Origin of the sequence: Pseudomonas izuensis, from assembly GCF_009861505.1 — a bacterium.
Lineage (GTDB): Bacteria > Pseudomonadota > Gammaproteobacteria > Pseudomonadales > Pseudomonadaceae > Aquipseudomonas > Aquipseudomonas izuensis.
In genome coordinates this window covers 38872-55229 of record NZ_WTFT01000016.1, presented here as the reverse complement: position 1 = coordinate 55229, position 16358 = coordinate 38872, and the positions used below count along the sequence as shown (strand labels likewise).

Below are 16358 nucleotides of genomic sequence, written 5' to 3'. Positions count from 1 at the left end.
GTCACTGATGAAGTGACAGGGGCTTTTTCATGGCGCCCGATTAAGCCCGATCGCGCTCCAGCAGCGGTTTGAGGTAGAAGCCAGTGTGAGATTGCTTCATCTCTGCGACTTCTTCCGGCGTGCCGACCGCGATGATCTGACCACCCTTGGAGCCACCTTCCGGCCCCAGGTCCACCAGCCAGTCGGCGGTCTTGATCACGTCCAGATTGTGCTCGATCACCACCACCGTATTGCCGTGGTCACGCAGTCGATGCAGTACGTCGAGCAATTGCTGGATATCCGCGAAGTGCAGACCGGTTGTCGGTTCGTCGAGGATATACAGGGTCTTGCCCGTATCACGCTTGGACAGCTCGCGGGACAGCTTGACTCGTTGAGCCTCACCACCCGAGAGCGTCGTCGCAGATTGTCCCAGCTTGATGTAGGACAGGCCCACATCCATCAGTGTCTGAAGCTTGCGCGCCAGGGCCGGTACCGCATCGAAGAATTCCCGGGCTTCCTCGATGGTCATCTCGAGGGTCTCGTGGATGCTCTTGCCTTTGTACTTGATCTCCAGCGTCTCGCGGTTGTAGCGCTTGCTCTTGCAGACGTCGCAGGGCACATAGATGTCCGGCAGGAAGTGCATTTCGACCTTGATCAGGCCATCACCCTGGCAGGCTTCGCAACGTCCGCCCTTCACGTTGAAGGAGAAGCGCCCCGGACCGTAACCGCGGGAGCGGGATTCCGGCACGCCGGCGAACAACTCGCGAATCGGTGTGAATAACCCGGTGTAGGTCGCGGGGTTGGAGCGAGGTGTACGACCGATAGGGCTCTGGTCGATGTCGACGACTTTATCCAGATGCTCCAGACCCTTGATGCTGTCATGGGCGGCTGCTTCAAGTGTCGTCGCACCGTTCAGTGCAGTCGCGCTCAGAGGAAAGAGCGTGTTGTTGATCAGCGTCGACTTGCCCGAACCGGACACTCCGGTTACGCAGGTCAGCAAGCCGATCGGAATATCCAGGTCGACATTGCGCAAATTGTTGCCGCGGGCACCCTTGAGCGACAACGACAGCTTCTTGTTGCGCGGTGTGCGTTTGGCTGGAACGGCAATTTTCACCCGGCCCGACAGGTACTTGCCGGTCAAGGAGTCAGGGTGGGCCATGACCTCGGCCGGTGTTCCTTCGGCAACGATATGGCCGCCATGGACGCCGGCGCCCGGCCCGATATCCACAACATAATCCGCCAGGCGAATCGCATCTTCATCGTGCTCGACCACGATCACTGTGTTGCCGATGTCGCGCAGGTGCTTGAGTGTGCCGAGCAAGCGGTCGTTATCGCGCTGATGCAGGCCGATCGAGGGTTCGTCGAGAATGTACAGAACGCCGACCAGGCCCGCGCCGATCTGGCTGGCCAGGCGTATGCGCTGAGCCTCACCACCGGACAATGTGTCCGCACTACGGTCCAGCGACAGATAATCGAGGCCGACGTTGACCAGAAACTGCAGGCGTTCGCGGATTTCCTTGAGGATCTTGTCGGCAATCTCACCACGACGCCCGGTCATCTTCAGCTCGCCAAAGTAATCGCAGGCGTCGCCGATTGGCAGGTTGGTCACCGCCGGCAAGGTTTTCTCGCCGACCCAAACATGCCGTGCTTCCCGTCGCAGGCGGGTGCCGCGGCAGTCCGGGCAGGACTGGGTGCTGAGGAACTTGGCCAGCTCCTCGCGAACCGACGCCGACTCGGTTTCGCGGTAGCGACGTTCCAGGTTCGGTACGATGCCTTCGAACGGGTGCGAGCGTTTGACGATGTCGCCACGGTCGTTCAGGTATTTGAAGTCGACATTTTGCGACCCGCTGCCGTGCAGGATGTTCTTCTGCTGGTCGCTCGGCAGCTCGTTGAACGGCACTTCCAGGCTGAACTTGTAGTGGGACGCCAACGAACCGAGCATCTGGAAGTAATAGACGTTGCGCCGGTCCCACCCGCGAATCGCACCTTCGGCGAGGGTCAGCTCGCCATTGACCAGTCGCTTGATGTCGAAGAATTGCTTCACCCCCAAACCATCACAGGTCGGGCAAGCACCGGCCGGGTTGTTGAAGGAAAACAGTTTGGGCTCGAGTTCGCTGATGGCGTGACCGCAAATCGGGCAGGCGAAGCGCGCGGAGAAGATCATTTCTTCGCCCGGCTCATCGTCCATCGGTGCCACCAGCGCGATGCCGTCCGCCAGCTTCAGCGCGGTCTCGAAGGATTCGGCCAGGCGCTGTTGCAGATCGGCGCGGACCTTGAAGCGGTCAACCACGACATCAATGGAATGCTTTTTCTGTTTGTCGAGCTTGGGCGCTTCATCCAGCTCATAAAGCTTGCCGTTGATTCTGGCACGGACGAAGCCCTGGGCTCGAAGCTCTTCGAAGACCGAGAGGTGTTCACCTTTGCGTTCGCGAATCACCGGAGCCAGCAGCATGAGCTTGCTGCCTTCCGGTTCGGCGAGGACCAGGTCGACCATCTGGCTGACGGTCTGCGCTTCCAGCGGAATGTCGTGATCCGGGCAGCGCGGGATGCCTACGCGTGCATACAACAAGCGCAGGTAGTCGTAGATTTCGGTGATGGTACCGACGGTCGAGCGCGGGTTGTGCGAGGTCGATTTCTGTTCGATGGAGATCGCTGGCGACAGGCCTTCGATGGTGTCGACGTCAGGCTTTTCCATCATCGACAGGAACTGCCGGGCATAGGCCGACAGTGATTCGACGTAGCGGCGCTGGCCTTCGGCGTACAGCGTGTCGAAGGCCAGGGACGACTTGCCGGAGCCGGACAGGCCGGTGATGACAATCAGTTTGTCCCTGGGCAGGGTCAGGTCGATGTTCTTCAGGTTGTGGGTTCGAGCCCCACGAATCAGGATCTTGTCCAAGGTGGCCTCGCTTGGCGGGCGTCGAAAACGTAGGAGTATACGGCCAAATACTGGATGGATGCACACTATCGAATGATGTCATGGCCGACTTACATGAAAGGTCTGTCATCTACACGCGGCAAAGCGTCGCGATATACCCTGCCAATCGATGGGACTGGTAGAATCGCCGCCGGTTCACATGAGGTTTTTCCATGCACGATCCCCACAGCGAACGCATGAGTGGCAGCGAGACCCGCGCGGCGAGCGGTCTGGCCCTGGTGTTCGCCTTCCGTATGCTTGGCATGTTCATGGTGTTGCCGGTCCTGGCGACCTATGGCATGGACCTGGCTGGAGCGACCCCCGCCCTCATCGGGCTGGCGATTGGCGCTTATGGCCTGACCCAGGCAATTTTCCAGATTCCCTTTGGTTTCATCTCCGACCGCATCGGCCGCCGCCCGGTGATTTACCTGGGGCTGATTGTCTTTGCCCTCGGCAGCGTACTCGCGGCCAACGCCGATTCGATCTGGGGTGTGATCGCCGGACGCGTCCTGCAAGGCGCCGGGGCGATTTCCGCCGCGGTCATGGCGTTGCTATCGGACCTGACCCGCGAGCAGCATCGAACCAAGGCCATGGCCATGATCGGCATGACAATCGGTCTGTCGTTCGCGGTCGCGATGGTTGTCGGACCCTTGCTGACTCGCGCTTTCGGCTTGTCCGGACTGTTTCTCGCCACGGGCGGCATGGCGCTGTTCGGCATCGTGATCGTGATGTTCATGGTGCCGCGCTCCACCCACCCGTTGCAGCACCGTGAGTCCGGTGTCGCTCGCCAGGCCTTGATACCGACGCTCAAACACCCGGACCTGCTGCGTCTGGACCTGGGCATTTTTGTGTTGCACGCGATGTTGATGTCGAGCTTCGTTGCCTTGCCGCTGGCGCTGGTGGAAAAAGCCGGATTGCCCAAGGAGCAGCATTGGTGGGTGTACCTGACGGCATTGCTGATTTCTTTCTTCGCCATGATCCCGTTCATTATCTACGGCGAGAAGCGACGCAAAATGAAACGAGTTTTGCTCGGTGCCGTCGTGACGCTGATGCTCACTGAGCTATTCTTCTGGCAGTTCGGTGATAGCTTGCGGGCTCTGGTGATCGGGACGGTGGTGTTTTTCACCGCGTTCAATCTGCTGGAAGCTTCGCTGCCGTCGCTGATCAGCAAGGTTTCACCCGCCGGCGGCAAGGGCACGGCGATGGGGGTTTATTCCACCAGCCAATTCCTCGGATCGGCACTGGGCGGAATCCTCGGTGGCTGGTTGTTCCAGCATGGCGGTTTGTCGGTTGTGTTCCTTGGATGCGCGGGTCTGGCTGCCCTCTGGCTGGCCTTTGCTGTTACCATGCGTGAACCTCCCTACGTGACAAGCCTGCGCTTGCCATTGTCGCCCGAGGCGATCCGCGAAGCGGGTCTGGTCGAGCGCCTGAAGGCCGTCGTAGGGGTAACAGATGCAGTGATAGTCGCTGATGAGGCGGCCATTTACATCAAATTGGACACCGAACTATTGGATCGCACCACCCTCGAAAGCCTGGTGAACAACCCGGCCGGGGAAGCGTGCGTAGCCTAGGAGAACGTAATGGCCCGTGGGGTTAACAAAGTCATATTGGTCGGCACTTGCGGCCAGGATCCTGAAGTTCGCTACCTGCCGAACGGCAACGCCGTGACCAACCTGAGTCTGGCGACCAGCGAACAATGGACTGACAAGCAAACCGGTCAGAAAGTCGAAAAGACTGAATGGCACCGTGTGTCGATGTTCGGCAAAGTTGCAGAAATCGCCGGCGAATACCTGCGTAAAGGCTCGCAAGTCTACATCGAAGGCAAGCTGCAGACCCGTGAGTGGGAAAAAGACGGTATCAAGCGTTACACCACCGAAATCGTGGTCGACATGCAAGGCACCATGCAACTGCTGGGCGGCCGTCCACAGCAGGGCGACCAACAAGGCGGGGGCAACTACCAGCAGTCCGCGCCACGCCAGCAAGCTCCACGTCCACAGCAGTCGGCACCGCAGCAGTCGCGCCCGGCTCCACAGCAGGCCGCTCCGCAGCCAGCTCCGGACTTCGACAGCTTTGATGACGATATTCCGTTCTAGGAAAGTAGCTTCGAGCTAAAAAAGGCCCGGCATTCCCATGAGGATGCCGGGTTTTTTGTTGTCAGCGTTTTTATCCGGGTAGCCATTGCAAATGCCAGCAATAGGGACAAAAGCACAGGGTGATATGCTGCTAATTGTCTATATGTGACTGCGGGTTATGCCATGGACCGCCTGTCTACGTTGCTGTCCCAGTTCGGTGTCCGCGCCAGCCTGTTCTACAGTGGCAAGCTCTGTGGAATTTCGTCATACGATGGCGCTGACCAGCGCGGCCATGTTCACCTGTTGCAGGCGGGCACCGTAACGCTGAAAGGTCCCGGAATAAGTGATGTGCTGTTGGTCCGCCCCAGTCTGATTTTTCTGCCCCGCCCCAGCCGACATCAACTGATCGCAGACGAGCTCGACGGCGCTCAATTGCTGTGTGCGTCACTGGTGTTTGACGGAGGTGCCAGCAACCCCATCTCTGCTTCGCTCCCCGACCTTCTGGTGCTGTCCCTGGATGAACTGCCGCTGCTGACCGATACGTTGAAATGGTTGTTCAGCGAGGCTTCCGGCGGTCACTGCGGCAGGGAGGCGGTGCTTGATCGTTTGTTCGAACTGTTGATCATCCTGCTGTTTCGACACCTGCTCGACCACCATCAGCTGAGCACCGGAATGATGGCTGGGCTGGCCGACCCACGGCTATCCCGTTCTCTGATTCAAATGCACAAGGCACCTCATCGACCTTGGTCAGTTGCGGAGCTGGCGAATGAGTCGAACATGTCCCGCGCTGCCTATGCAGTGCATTTTCGATCGGTTCTCGGGCAGACGCCGGCGGACTACCTGCTGAGTTGGCGGATCAGCCTGGCGCAGAAGCGTCTGCGTGAAGGGCGACCGATCACGTTGATTGCTGACGAGGTTGGGTATGAAAGTCCTTCGGCGCTGGCCCGTGCATTTCGCCGCAAGACTGGCTGCAGCCCAACGGACTGGATGAAGTCCCTGATGGGTGAGCGGACTGAATCCTCTTGATCAGGTGGTCCGTTGTTTAAACCGAGAATGGAAAATGGCCGGAAACATCGAAGTGTTTCAGGCCATCTTCATTGTGAAGTTGTCAGCTTAAGGCGTTTCCAGCTTGGTCAAGGAATGACCAGCCACGAAGATTGAGGCGGCAAGCAAGCCAATGTCCTTGAGGAGAAACTGACCGGGTGCAACAGTGATGGCCGGGAAGCCAAGGCCAGGCTCAATCACTCCGGGCGTCGAAACCATAAAGCTCAGCGTCGTGATGAACAACCCGGCAGACAAAGCACCTCCAATCAACGAAAGCTTCGGTGACAGCAGGCGACCTGCGATCAACACGCCGATAGAAACCTCCAGGACGCCAAGTAGCGCGGAAAACAGATCTACGTTGAATATCTGGTACACCCACCCCAGCAGCGGGCTGTTACTCACCAGAGGAACCAGGCCTTCTGCTTCATAGTGGGTGAACTTCATGCCGCCGAACCAGAAGTAGATCACGGCGAGGGCGAAATAGATGCCGTAGGTGCCAAGCGCCATGGTGCTGACGCCGAGGGATGCTTTTTTCGACAAGCTGTCAGTGCTGATATTCAAAGTGGTCATAGTTCAGGCTTCCAGTGAGTTTGACTAAAAATTAAGTGCGTAGAACAACCCGGCAAACAGTAGATGCGGTATCTCTTGAACCCCCGCGGTTTACGTTGGGAGTGGAGTTATTGTTGTCCGTGGCTTAACTCTTCAGGGTTCTGGCGGTATTGCGTGCAATGCAGATCGTCCAAACCCACGGGAAGCAAAAAGCCCATGGCGTTCGAGGCCATGGGCTTTTTCATTTTTGCACTGGATCAGCTGTTACTGGGCGTTCGCGAGGAACTCGTCGGTGGAAACTACGTTGGCGTAGGCAAAGCCCAATGCCGACATGAAAGCGGCATGCACCTGGGCCGCCGGAACGGTCAGGCCGTTGAACTCCAGGTCACGGGAGGCGCAGGCGTCGTGGATCACGGTGACGCTGTAACCGAGGTCATTGGCGGCGCGGGTGATGCCATCGATGCACATGTGGCTCATGCTGCCGACGACCACCAGTTCCTTGATGCCTTGCTGGTCGAGGATCGATTGCAGTTCGGTTTCGCGGAACGAGTTGACGTAGTGTTTGAGCACCACAGGCTCATTGCCCAGGTTGAGGACTTTGGGGTGCAGCTTGGCGCCTTCGGAGCCGGGGGTGAAGAAAGGCGCGGCGTCGGAGGTGAACTCGTGGCGGATGTGTACCACCGAATCGCCGGCCTCGCGGAATGCCGCGAGCAGACGGACGGCGTTGTCCGCGGCGGCGTCGGCGCCGACCAGCGGCCACTTGCCTTGGGGGAAGTAGTCGTTTTGGATATCGACTACGATGAGTGCTTGCTTGGCCATGAGTGTTTCCTCGAAGTGTGGTTTGGGTGTGGAATGGAGTATTGGCTCAAGCAGGCCGTCCGGGGATTGGCCGCACCGACAATAGCAGGGGGAAAACTGACAATGGATGCACAAAGGGCAATCGCCGAACTGGGCGTGTTGATCTATCCCGGCGCGCAGATGGCGGCGGTGCATGGGTTGACCGACCTGTTCGGGGTGGCCAACCGGATCGCCGCCGAACATCAGGCTGCGCGCTTGCCACTGTTGCGGGTCAGCCATTGGCGGGTCGAAGGCGATCAGCCACCCGCTCGGGTCTACGACAGTCATCCCGCAGCGGACGGTGCATTGGTGGCGGTATTGATTCCACCCTCGATTGCCGGGTTCTCCGAAGGCCAGGCATCGCAGGCGCTGATTCGCTGGCTCAGGCAGCAACACGCCAATGGAGCGACCCTCGGCGGTGTTTGCGTGGGTTCGATTCTGTTGGCCGAAAGTGGCTTGCTCGACGGCCGCAGCGCCACCACCCACTGGACCTCCGCCAAAGCTTTCGCCGAGCGATACCCGGCGATCAAACTCAAGGCCGATACGCCCATCGTCGATGACGGCGACCTGATTACCACCGCGGGGCTGATGGCCTGGTCCGAACTGGGTCTGCGCCTGGTGGATCGCCTGTTGGGGCCGAGCATTGCCACAGGCACCGCGCGTTTTCTGGTGGTGGAGCACAGCGACAGTGCCAGTGAATACGGCAGTAACTTCGCACCGATCCTCAGCCATGGCGATGCTTCGATTCTCAAGGTGCAGCACTGGCTGCAAAGCACCGGAGCCACCGATGTATCACTGACGGCGATGGCCGAGCGGGCAGGGCTGGAGGAACGCACGTTCCTGCGCCGCTTCCGCGCGGCGACCGGGCTAAAACCTACTGAGTACTGCCAGCACCTGCGGGTCGGCAAGGCCAGGGAAATGCTCGAATTCACCAATGGCACCATCGATCACATTGCCTGGACCGTGGGCTATCAGGACCCGGGGGCGTTTCGCTCCACGTTCAAGAAAATCACCGGGCTGGCGCCGAGCGATTATCGGGCGCGGTTTGGGGTGTTGCCGGGTGTTGCCGCACGCTAGGCACCACACCGCAATTCCCCTTGTAGGAGCGAGCCTGCTCGCGAAAATAGTCTGACATCCAACATCGATGTTGAGGGAAAGGGCCTATTCGCGAGCAGGCTTGCTCCCACAAGGGATCGTGCAAAATGCCGGATTTTGAAAGGCTCTCGTGCAGAATCAAACAGGCCTCCTGCCACTACTGTTCGTGCAACCACATGATTTAAAAAGCGTTTCCCGACAGCCCCGCTTGGCCTGATCTCTGCACCTCCTACACCTACATTCATCTACTGCCGATTGAAGGGGGACGCATGACCCCAACAAACCGCAAGAAACTGGTGGTCGCCCATTCGGTGCACCCCGACGCGCCAGTGCATGAAGTCGAAACCAATCGCGCGCTAGCCAAGTGGCTGGCGCAAATCCTCGGGCTCAAGTTCGGTGGCAGTTACGACCCTGGGCAGCATCGTGGTCGAGACATTTATCTACTGCCCACCCAAACATTAGTGGGGGCCGCAGCCGCCCGACAGTTGGGTGTCAAAGGTCCTGAGGATTTGTGGGGTGGCTATGTCGAACACGCCTTCATCTGCACCAAAGCCATCAGCCACGGTTTGCTGAATCATCATGCGCATGCGCCACCAGGCTGGGCGCCGCTGTTTTGCGAACGCGTGCGCAACGTCGTGCTCGACGGCCTCAGTGTTTTTTCCCTCGACGATGCACGGCCAGCGGCGGAGCATTTGCTCTACAGCGGCCCGATCCGTCTCAAGCCGATTCACGCCTGCGCCGGGCGCGGTCAGGAAGTGATCAAAAGCCTCGACCAGTTCGACGAAATCCTCGCTCGGCCCGAGGCCAGGAACCTGTTCAACGAAGGTGTGGTGCTCGAGCAGGACCTGGATCAGGTGATCACCCACAGCGTCGGTCAGAGTTTCATCGGTGACAGGGTACTGAGTTATTGCGGTGAGCAATTCTTGACCAAGGACCCTCAAGGCGAAGAGGTGTATGGCGGCTCCAACCTGCTGGTGGTGCAGGGTGGCTATCAGGATCTGTTGGCGTTGGACTTGCCTGAAGACGTGCGATTGGCGATCAGGCAGGCGCAGGTGTTCGACGGCGCGGCGGATGAAGCCTACCCCGGCTTCTATGCGTCGCGGCGCAACTACGACATCGCCCAAGGGGTGGCCAGTGATGGCAAACCCCGCAGCGGCGTGCTCGAGCAATCCTGGCGCATGGGCGGGGCCAGCAGCGCCGAAGTCGCTGCCTTGCAGAGCTTCGTCAACGACCCGCAAATGCGCGCGATTCGCGTGTCTTCGGTGGAAACCTACACCGATCGGCCGCTTCCGGCGGACGCCATCGAGGTGTATCGCGGTCCGGCGCAAAACAGTGATTTCCTACTCAAGTACGTAACGGTCAAATCCTATGACGGCTAGAAGCGAAAGCATTCAAATCGACATCGACGACGAGCAGATGAGCGGGACCTTTCTCAGCCCCAAATCGAAAGTCCCCGGCGTGCTGTTCGTGCACGGTTGGGGCGGCAGTCAGGAGCGCGATCTGGAGCGGGCCAAGGGCATCGCGGGCTTAGGTTGTGTGTGCCTGACTTTCGACCTGCGGGGCCACACCGGCGGCACCGGCATTCCGCTGACCCGGGTGACCCGTGAAGATAATCTGCGCGACCTGTTGGCGGCCTACGATCGCTTGCTCGCGCACCCGGCGCTGGATACCTCGGCGATTGCCGTGGTCGGCACCAGCTACGGCGGTTACCTGGCCTCGATCCTCACGTCGTTGCGTCCGGTGCGCTGGCTGGCGCTACGGGTGCCGGCACTGTATCGCGACGAGCAATGGCACACGCCCAAGCGTGACCTGGACAAGCTCGATTTGCGCGATTACCGCGGTACGCTGGTACGTGCCGATAGCAATCGGGCGCTGCATGCCTGTTCGCAATTTACCGGGGATGTGCTGTTGGTCCAGTCCGAAACCGATGACTATGTGCCCCACGCGACGATCATGAGTTATCGCGCAGCGTGTCAGCAGACCCATTCGATGACGCACCGCATTATCGACGGTGCCGACCATGCGCTGAGCGATCCGGTTTCGCAGCAGGCTTACACCTCGATCCTGGTGGACTGGATCACGGAAATGGTGGTGGGTGAGCGGTTGAGCATCATTCAATCCAAATGATTTTGTGGTGTTCTTGCGGACGCATCGCGGGCAAGCCTTGCTCCCACAGAATTTGTGTTGACTACCTGTGGGAGCAAGGCTTGCCCGCGATGGCGTCATCACCATCACCACAAATCACTTGGGTTTTTTCGAGATCCGCAGCGACTTGGCCTTGGCCTCCACCAGCAAATACATCACCAGCGTGATCAACAGCGGCAGCAGAAAATAGATCGCCCGGTAAGCCAATAGTCCCGCCACCAGACTGCCCCGCGATACCTCGTGTTGCAGCAAAGCCACGAACACAGCTTCCAGCACACCGAGCCCCGCCGGTATGTGGGTGATGACCCCGGCGATAGCACTGATCAGCAACACGCCAAGCACCAATGGGTAGTCGAGTTTGCTCGGCAGCAGGGTGAAGATCACTGCCGCCATCAGCGACCAGTTCAGCGCCCCAAGGGCCAGTTGCACAATGGCCATGCGCAAGGACGGCAAATCGATTTCAATACCGCGTATCGCCCACTCGCGCCGTTTGGAGAAGCGGCACGCCGCGAGATATCCCGCGCTCACCAGCAGCAACAAAACGCCCACACCTTGCAGCGCGTCGCTGCTCAGTTTCCACCCCGGGGGCATGCGTACCAGCCCGCTGCTGAACACTGCCCCGGCAATCACCATGTAGCCGAACCAGTTGGTGGCCAGGCTCAGGCCGAGGATTTTTGCGATGTTGCCTTTGCTCACACCGAGCCGCGAATACAGCCGATAACGCATGGCAATACCGCCGACCCAGGCACTCAGGTTGAGGTTGAAGGCGTAGCTGATGATCCCCACCGGCAGGATCTGTTTCCACGTCAGATCCTGGCGTATGTAAGTGCGGCCGATCAGGTCGAAACTGGCGTAGACCAGAAAACTCGCCAGGGTCAGTCCAGAGGCGATGATCAGTGTGCGCACCTTGAAATCGGCCAGGGTGTCGAACACTTCGCCCCATTCGATGCGCGAGGCGAACAGGCTCAACAGCACGATCAGCGCCAGGAAAAACAGCATCGTCAGCGGTCTTTTCCAGCGGCTCAGGCGAGACTTTGCCGGGTGGTCGGCGTGGGACGCCGCGTGTGCTTCAGTGCGGCTCATGCTGATCGCTCCCGGTCGGTGAAGTGAACGCTTTCAGGCGTGGTTTATGCGCCGGCAACCAGCCGGCCCATGCCGGGAAATGCCGCAGGAAGTGGAACACCAGAAAACCCACGGTCATGTGCCAGACGCGTCCGCGTGGGGCGTTGTCCACCGACATGGCCTTGCAGTGGTGGTCACTGAGTTCTTCGAGGCGCTCGAACAGGTCACGGTTGAATGCGCGGTCGCGGATCAACACATTGGCTTCCAGGTTCATCGACAGGCTCAATGGGTCGAGGTTGCTGGAACCGACGGTGCTCCAGTCTTCGTCCACCAGCGCGACCTTGCCGTGCAGGGGGCGGTCGCAATATTCGTAGATCTTCACCCCGGATTTGAGCAGGTAATCGTAGGTCATGCGCGCCGCGAGTTTGGCCACCAGCATGTCGGGTTGACCTTGCAGAATCAGCCGCACATCAACACCGCGGCGGGCGGCGTTGCGGATCTCGCGCAGCAATCGGTAGCCGGGGAAAAAGTAAGCGTTGGCGATGACCACGCGCCGCTGCGCAGTGCGTAGCACCAGGCGGTAAACCTCTTCGATGTCGGTCAAATGCTCGGCGTTGTCGCGGTACACCAGCCGCACCTGACCGTCATGATCATCGAAAGCCAGTTCCGAGCGACGTTGTCGACGCCGTTGCCACCAGTACTTGGCCCGCGCGGGACGACCGCATTGCAACAGGGCAAAGTGATGAATGTCGGCCACCGCCGGGCCTTGTATTTCGACCGAATAATCCTGTTTGGCCTCGGGGCCGAAATCGGCCAGATGGTCGGCGGAAAAGTTGATCCCGCCAATGAAGGCGACGGTTCCGTCTACGACCACTATCTTGCGGTGCAGGCGGCGGAACCAGTTGGTGCGGATGCCAAGGTGCTTGGGTGCCGGATCGAACATTTGCAGATGCACACCCGCACCACTGAGTGCGGTGAGAAAACCTGTGCTCAGTTCGCCGCAGCCAAATCCGTCGAAGCTGGCGGTGACACGTACCCCGCGTTGCGCGGCGTCGATGAGCACGGTCTTGAGCTCTTCGCCGACCTTGTCCTCGAACACGATGAAGGTTTCCAGAAGAATCTCGGTCTTGGCCTGGCGCATCGCTTCGAACACCCGGGGAAAATAGGCTTCGCCGTTTTCCAGCAGCTCGACGCGGTTGTTGCCTTGCCAGCGGTACTCGACGTCGACCGCTGCGGGTTCGCTGGTCGGCGGCGCGGCAATCTGCTCCACGGTGGTTTTTTCCATCGGCGAGATGCTCATAACTCGATCTCTACCGACAGCGGTGCATGGTCCGAAAGGTGCGACCAGGGTCGGGACGTCAGTACTTGTGGTCGGCTGGCCTGGAGGTTGCGTACGTAGATGCGGTCAAGACGCAGCGCGGGTAATCGAGCGGGAAAACTGCGCGCGGGCTTGCCATGGTGCTCGGCGAACACTTCGCGCAGACCGCAAGGGTTGAGCAGGGCATCGGCACGCTGACGCCAGTCATTGAAATCCCCGGCGACGATCACCGGCGCATCGTTTGGCAGTTCTTCCAGCCGGCGGGCCAGCAACCTGAGTTGTTCGTTGCGATGGCTTTCGCGCAGGCCCAGGTGGACGCATATCGCGTGCACCTCCGGGCCTTCGCCGGGCAGGCGCAAGATGCAATGCAGGATGCCGCGATTCTCATGGCCACTGATGGACACGTCGAGGTTGTCGTGCCGCACGATCTGGAATTTCGACAGCAGCGCGTTGCCGTGATCGCCCGCCGGATAGACCGCATTGCGCCCGTAGGCGAACTGCGGCCACAGGGTGTCGGCGAGGAATTCGTATTGCGGTATCGCCGGCCAATTGTTGTAGCGCTTGGGATGCTGTTCATGGGTGCCGTGGACTTCCTGCAAAAAAACCACATCGGCAGAGACACTGCGCACCGCTTCGCGCAGTTCCGGCAGGATGAAACGCCGATTCAACGCGGTGAAACCCTTGTGGGTGTTCACCGTCAGCACCGTGAAACGATGCACCATGGTGTCGATGGTGGCCTGCTCGTCGGTGACGCCGACCGGTTCGCGAATGCTCATGGCAGTGCTCCTTCGGCAGCGGGTTCACCGGGGGCGGTGAGCAGGTCCTGATCGAGGTCGAAACGCTCCAGCAGGCGACGCGCATCGAAAGGTGCGCGGACTTTGATGTCGTTATCGAAATAGCAAAACACTTCGCGGGATTTGCAGACCCTGGGTTTCTGCCGGGGCGCGATCAACTGTGGATCCTTCGGTTGCCGCCCGTGATGCCAGGCCTCGATCCGCTCACCCCAGCGTTGCAGTGCCTGCGTTGTGTAGCCGCTGGCGTAGAGCTCTTCGGCACCGTGCAGGCGCAGGTAGACGAAGTCGCTGGTGATGTCTTCGCGGTACGGCCATCTGCCGGCGGTGTCGGCGATCACCAGTGCCGTGTTGTAGCGTTTGAGCAGGCGGACAAAAGCCGGGTCGATGAAGCTGTCGTTACGGATTTCCACGGCATGGCGCACAGGTTTTTTCTTGTACGCCTTCAGGCTGGCGTGGCCGTGGAGATGCGAATCGTGCTGCCGGGCGAGGGCGGCCACCTGTTCGGTGTCACGGGGCAATTGTTCGAGGAAGGTCTCGAACAATTCGGCGTTGAATTTGAAGTTGGGCGGAAACTGCCAGAGGATCGGCCCGAGCTTTTCCTTGAGCTCCAGTACGCCGGAGGCAAAGAAATTCGCCAGGGGTTTGTGGATGTCACGCAGACGCTTGATGTGGGTAATGAAGCGTGGGGCCTTGACGCTGAACACGAAGTGCATCGGCGTTTCGATGTACCACTGGGCATAGCGCTCGGGCTTTTGCAGGGCGTAAAACGATCCATTGATTTCGATGCTGTTGACCGCCCGTGACGCGAATTGCAACTCGCGTTTCTGGGGCAACCCCTTGGGGTAGAAATCCCCCCGCCAGGGCGTGTAGCGCCAACCTGAAATGCCGATATGAATCGCCGCCATGTCGCCTCCCGTCTGAGTGCCCCGTTCTTTTGCTGACTGTGGGGCGGCGACGAAAGTTTCGGTGGGGGTACGGACGGTACATTCCCGGATTACACGCCGAGCTGCGGGAGCCGGCTTGCTGGCGATGACGGTCTGCCAGCCACATCAATGTTGGATGTGCCGCCGCTATCGCCAGCAGCCGGCTCCTACAGGGGTGAATCAGTGACCAGTAACGATGCGGTTTGAGGACGCGGCATACACCGGCCCCAACCGATCCAGACGCCCGCTCCACGCCGTCAACGCCAGCGCCCCCAACACCACCAGACCACCGATCCACGCGGTGTGGATCAGTCCCATGTGCGCAACGATCATGCCGCCGCCCCACGCGCCGCCGGCAATGCCGAGGTTGAACGCGGCGATGTTCAGGCCGGAAGCCACGTCCACCGCATGGGGGGTGTGATGTTCGGCCTGGCGCACCACATAGACTTGCAGCCCAGGCACGTTGCCGAACGCCACGGCACCCCAGACCAGCACGGTGGCCAGCGCCAGCCATGGATTGCCGGCCGTGAAGGTCAGCACGAACAGCACGGCGGCGAGCAGGGCGAAGATGATTTTCAGGGCACTGATCGGGCCGCGTTTATCCGCCAGTTTGCCGCCCCAGATGTTACCCACGGCCACCGAAATACCGTAGACCAGCAGCACCAGGCTGACGGTGCCGGTGCTGAAACCGGAGAGGTCCTGAAGGATCGGTGCCAGGAAAGTGAAGGCGATAAACGAACCGCCGTAGCCGATCGCGGTCATTGCATACACCAGCAACAGCCGGGGTTGCTTGAGGACCTGCAACTGTTGCAACAGCGACGCGGGTTTGCTGTGGGCAATGTCTTTCGGCACGTAGAGCAGGCTGCCGATGAACGCGATGACGCCCAATGCCGACACGGCGAGGAAGGTTTCACGCCAGCCGAAATGCTGGCCGATGAAGGTGCCCAGCGGTACGCCGGTGACCAGTGCCACGGTCAATCCGGTGAACATGATGGCGATCGCGCTGGCGGCTTTTTCCTTGGGCACTAGACTGGTGGCGATGGTTGAGCCGATCGAGAAAAATACCCCGTGGGCCAGGCCGGTGACGATTCGCGCCAGAATCAACGACTCGTAGCCTGGCGCTTTCCAGGCCAGCAGGTTGCCGAGGGTGAACAGCACCATCAGCGACAAGAGCAGCAATTTACGCGGGACTTTGCCGGTCAGGGCAGTCAGCACCGGGGCACCGACGGCGACGCCCAATGCATACAGGCTGACGAGCAGGCCGGCGGACGGCAGGCTGACCCCGAGATCGGCGCCGATGGTGGGTAACAGGCCAACGATGACGAACTCGGTCGTCCCGATGGCAAAGGCGCTGAGGGTCAGCGCGAGCAAGGCAATGGGCATGGCTGCAACTCCGGTGGGTTGAATTGATGGAGTGCAGTGTCGAGGTTTGGGTCGTGCGGAAAAATATAGGTATGGGCATTTGATATTTGCGTGCAGATCAAATATCGAACAAGGACTCTGGACCTGTAGGAGCCGGCTTGCCGGCGATGGCGGTGTCTCAACCAACATAAATGATGTCTGACACACCGCTTTCGCCGGCAAGCCGGCTCCTACAGGGGTATTTCCCGATCAGTTCCTTACAGT

The 16358-nt window shown here is 59.9% G+C and carries 14 protein-coding genes; 6 read left to right on the top strand and 8 right to left on the bottom strand.

All coding sequences use genetic code 11. The annotated features are described in order from the left end of the window. Positions 1-40: 40 nt before the first annotated feature. Positions 41-2875 (bottom strand): excinuclease ABC subunit UvrA, encoded by a 2835-nt coding sequence (gene uvrA / locus GPL81_RS16245; RefSeq protein WP_160107597.1) that lies wholly within the window; start codon positions 2873-2875, stop codon positions 41-43. 191 nt (positions 2876-3066) lie between these two features. Here uvrA and GPL81_RS16240 point away from each other — a divergent pair, with 191 nt between their 5' ends. From GPL81_RS16240 to GPL81_RS16230, 3 genes are all read left to right on the top strand, one after another. Next, positions 3067-4464 carry an MFS transporter gene (locus tag GPL81_RS16240; protein ID WP_121106066.1) on the top strand — a complete coding sequence of 466 codons (1398 nt, stop codon included), beginning with the start codon at positions 3067-3069 and terminating at the stop codon, positions 4462-4464. 9 nt (positions 4465-4473) lie between these two features. Further along, positions 4474-4986, top strand: a complete 513-nt coding sequence (locus GPL81_RS16235) for a single-stranded DNA-binding protein (RefSeq protein ID WP_096514767.1) — start codon at positions 4474-4476, stop codon at positions 4984-4986. Positions 4987-5148: 162 nt separating this feature from the next. Beyond that, positions 5149-5991 carry an AraC family transcriptional regulator gene (locus GPL81_RS16230; RefSeq protein WP_160107596.1) on the top strand — a complete coding sequence of 281 codons (843 nt, stop codon included), beginning with the start codon at positions 5149-5151 and terminating at the stop codon, positions 5989-5991. A gap of 87 nt (positions 5992-6078) precedes the next feature. On the opposite strand, the gene GPL81_RS16225 is transcribed toward GPL81_RS16230, so the two are convergent. Next, positions 6079-6579: a YkgB family protein gene (locus GPL81_RS16225; RefSeq protein ID WP_160107595.1), complete on the bottom strand. Its 501-nt coding sequence runs from the start codon at positions 6577-6579 to the stop codon at positions 6079-6081. Between the two features lie 243 nt (positions 6580-6822). Beyond that, on the bottom strand, positions 6823-7377 hold the full coding sequence (locus GPL81_RS16220) for a cysteine hydrolase family protein (protein ID WP_160107594.1): 555 nt from the start codon (positions 7375-7377) through the stop codon (positions 6823-6825). Positions 7378-7479: 102 nt separating this feature from the next. On the opposite strand from GPL81_RS16220, the gene GPL81_RS16215 reads away from it, so the two are divergent. The 3 genes from GPL81_RS16215 (at position 7480) to GPL81_RS16205 (ending at position 10617) form a co-directional block, all read left to right on the top strand. Continuing rightward, the gene (locus GPL81_RS16215) at positions 7480-8472 is read left to right on the top strand and encodes a GlxA family transcriptional regulator (RefSeq protein ID WP_160107593.1); all 993 of its coding nucleotides are present in this window, start codon (positions 7480-7482) and stop codon (positions 8470-8472) included. Positions 8473-8759: 287 nt separating this feature from the next. Further along, on the top strand, positions 8760-9869 hold the full coding sequence (locus GPL81_RS16210; protein ID WP_160107592.1) for a DUF3182 family protein: 1110 nt from the start codon (positions 8760-8762) through the stop codon (positions 9867-9869). Then, positions 9859-10617 (top strand): alpha/beta hydrolase family protein, encoded by a 759-nt coding sequence (locus GPL81_RS16205; RefSeq protein ID WP_096514775.1) that lies wholly within the window; start codon positions 9859-9861, stop codon positions 10615-10617. The genes GPL81_RS16210 and GPL81_RS16205 overlap by 11 nt, the downstream gene beginning before the upstream one ends. 114 nt (positions 10618-10731) lie before the next feature. On the opposite strand, the gene GPL81_RS16200 is transcribed toward GPL81_RS16205, so the two are convergent. From GPL81_RS16200 to GPL81_RS16180, 5 genes are all read right to left on the bottom strand, one after another. Further along, complete coding sequence (locus GPL81_RS16200) at positions 10732-11718, bottom strand: lysylphosphatidylglycerol synthase domain-containing protein (RefSeq protein ID WP_160107591.1); 987 nt, start codon at positions 11716-11718, stop codon at positions 10732-10734. After that, positions 11705-12997 (bottom strand): cardiolipin synthase ClsB, encoded by a 1293-nt coding sequence (gene clsB, locus GPL81_RS16195; protein ID WP_160107590.1) that lies wholly within the window; start codon positions 12995-12997, stop codon positions 11705-11707. The genes GPL81_RS16200 and clsB overlap by 14 nt, the downstream gene beginning before the upstream one ends. Beyond that, the gene (locus tag GPL81_RS16190) at positions 12994-13791 is read right to left on the bottom strand and encodes an endonuclease/exonuclease/phosphatase family protein (protein ID WP_160107589.1); all 798 of its coding nucleotides are present in this window, start codon (positions 13789-13791) and stop codon (positions 12994-12996) included. Before GPL81_RS16190 ends, clsB begins: the two co-directional genes overlap by 4 nt. Further along, a complete protein-coding gene (locus tag GPL81_RS16185) occupies positions 13788-14714 on the bottom strand; it encodes a DUF72 domain-containing protein (RefSeq protein WP_160107588.1) in 927 nt (308 codons plus the stop codon). Before GPL81_RS16185 ends, GPL81_RS16190 begins: the two co-directional genes overlap by 4 nt. Before the next feature lie 198 nt (positions 14715-14912). Beyond that, a complete protein-coding gene (locus GPL81_RS16180) occupies positions 14913-16115 on the bottom strand; it encodes an MFS transporter (protein ID WP_160107587.1) in 1203 nt (400 codons plus the stop codon). Positions 16116-16358 lie beyond the last annotated feature (243 nt).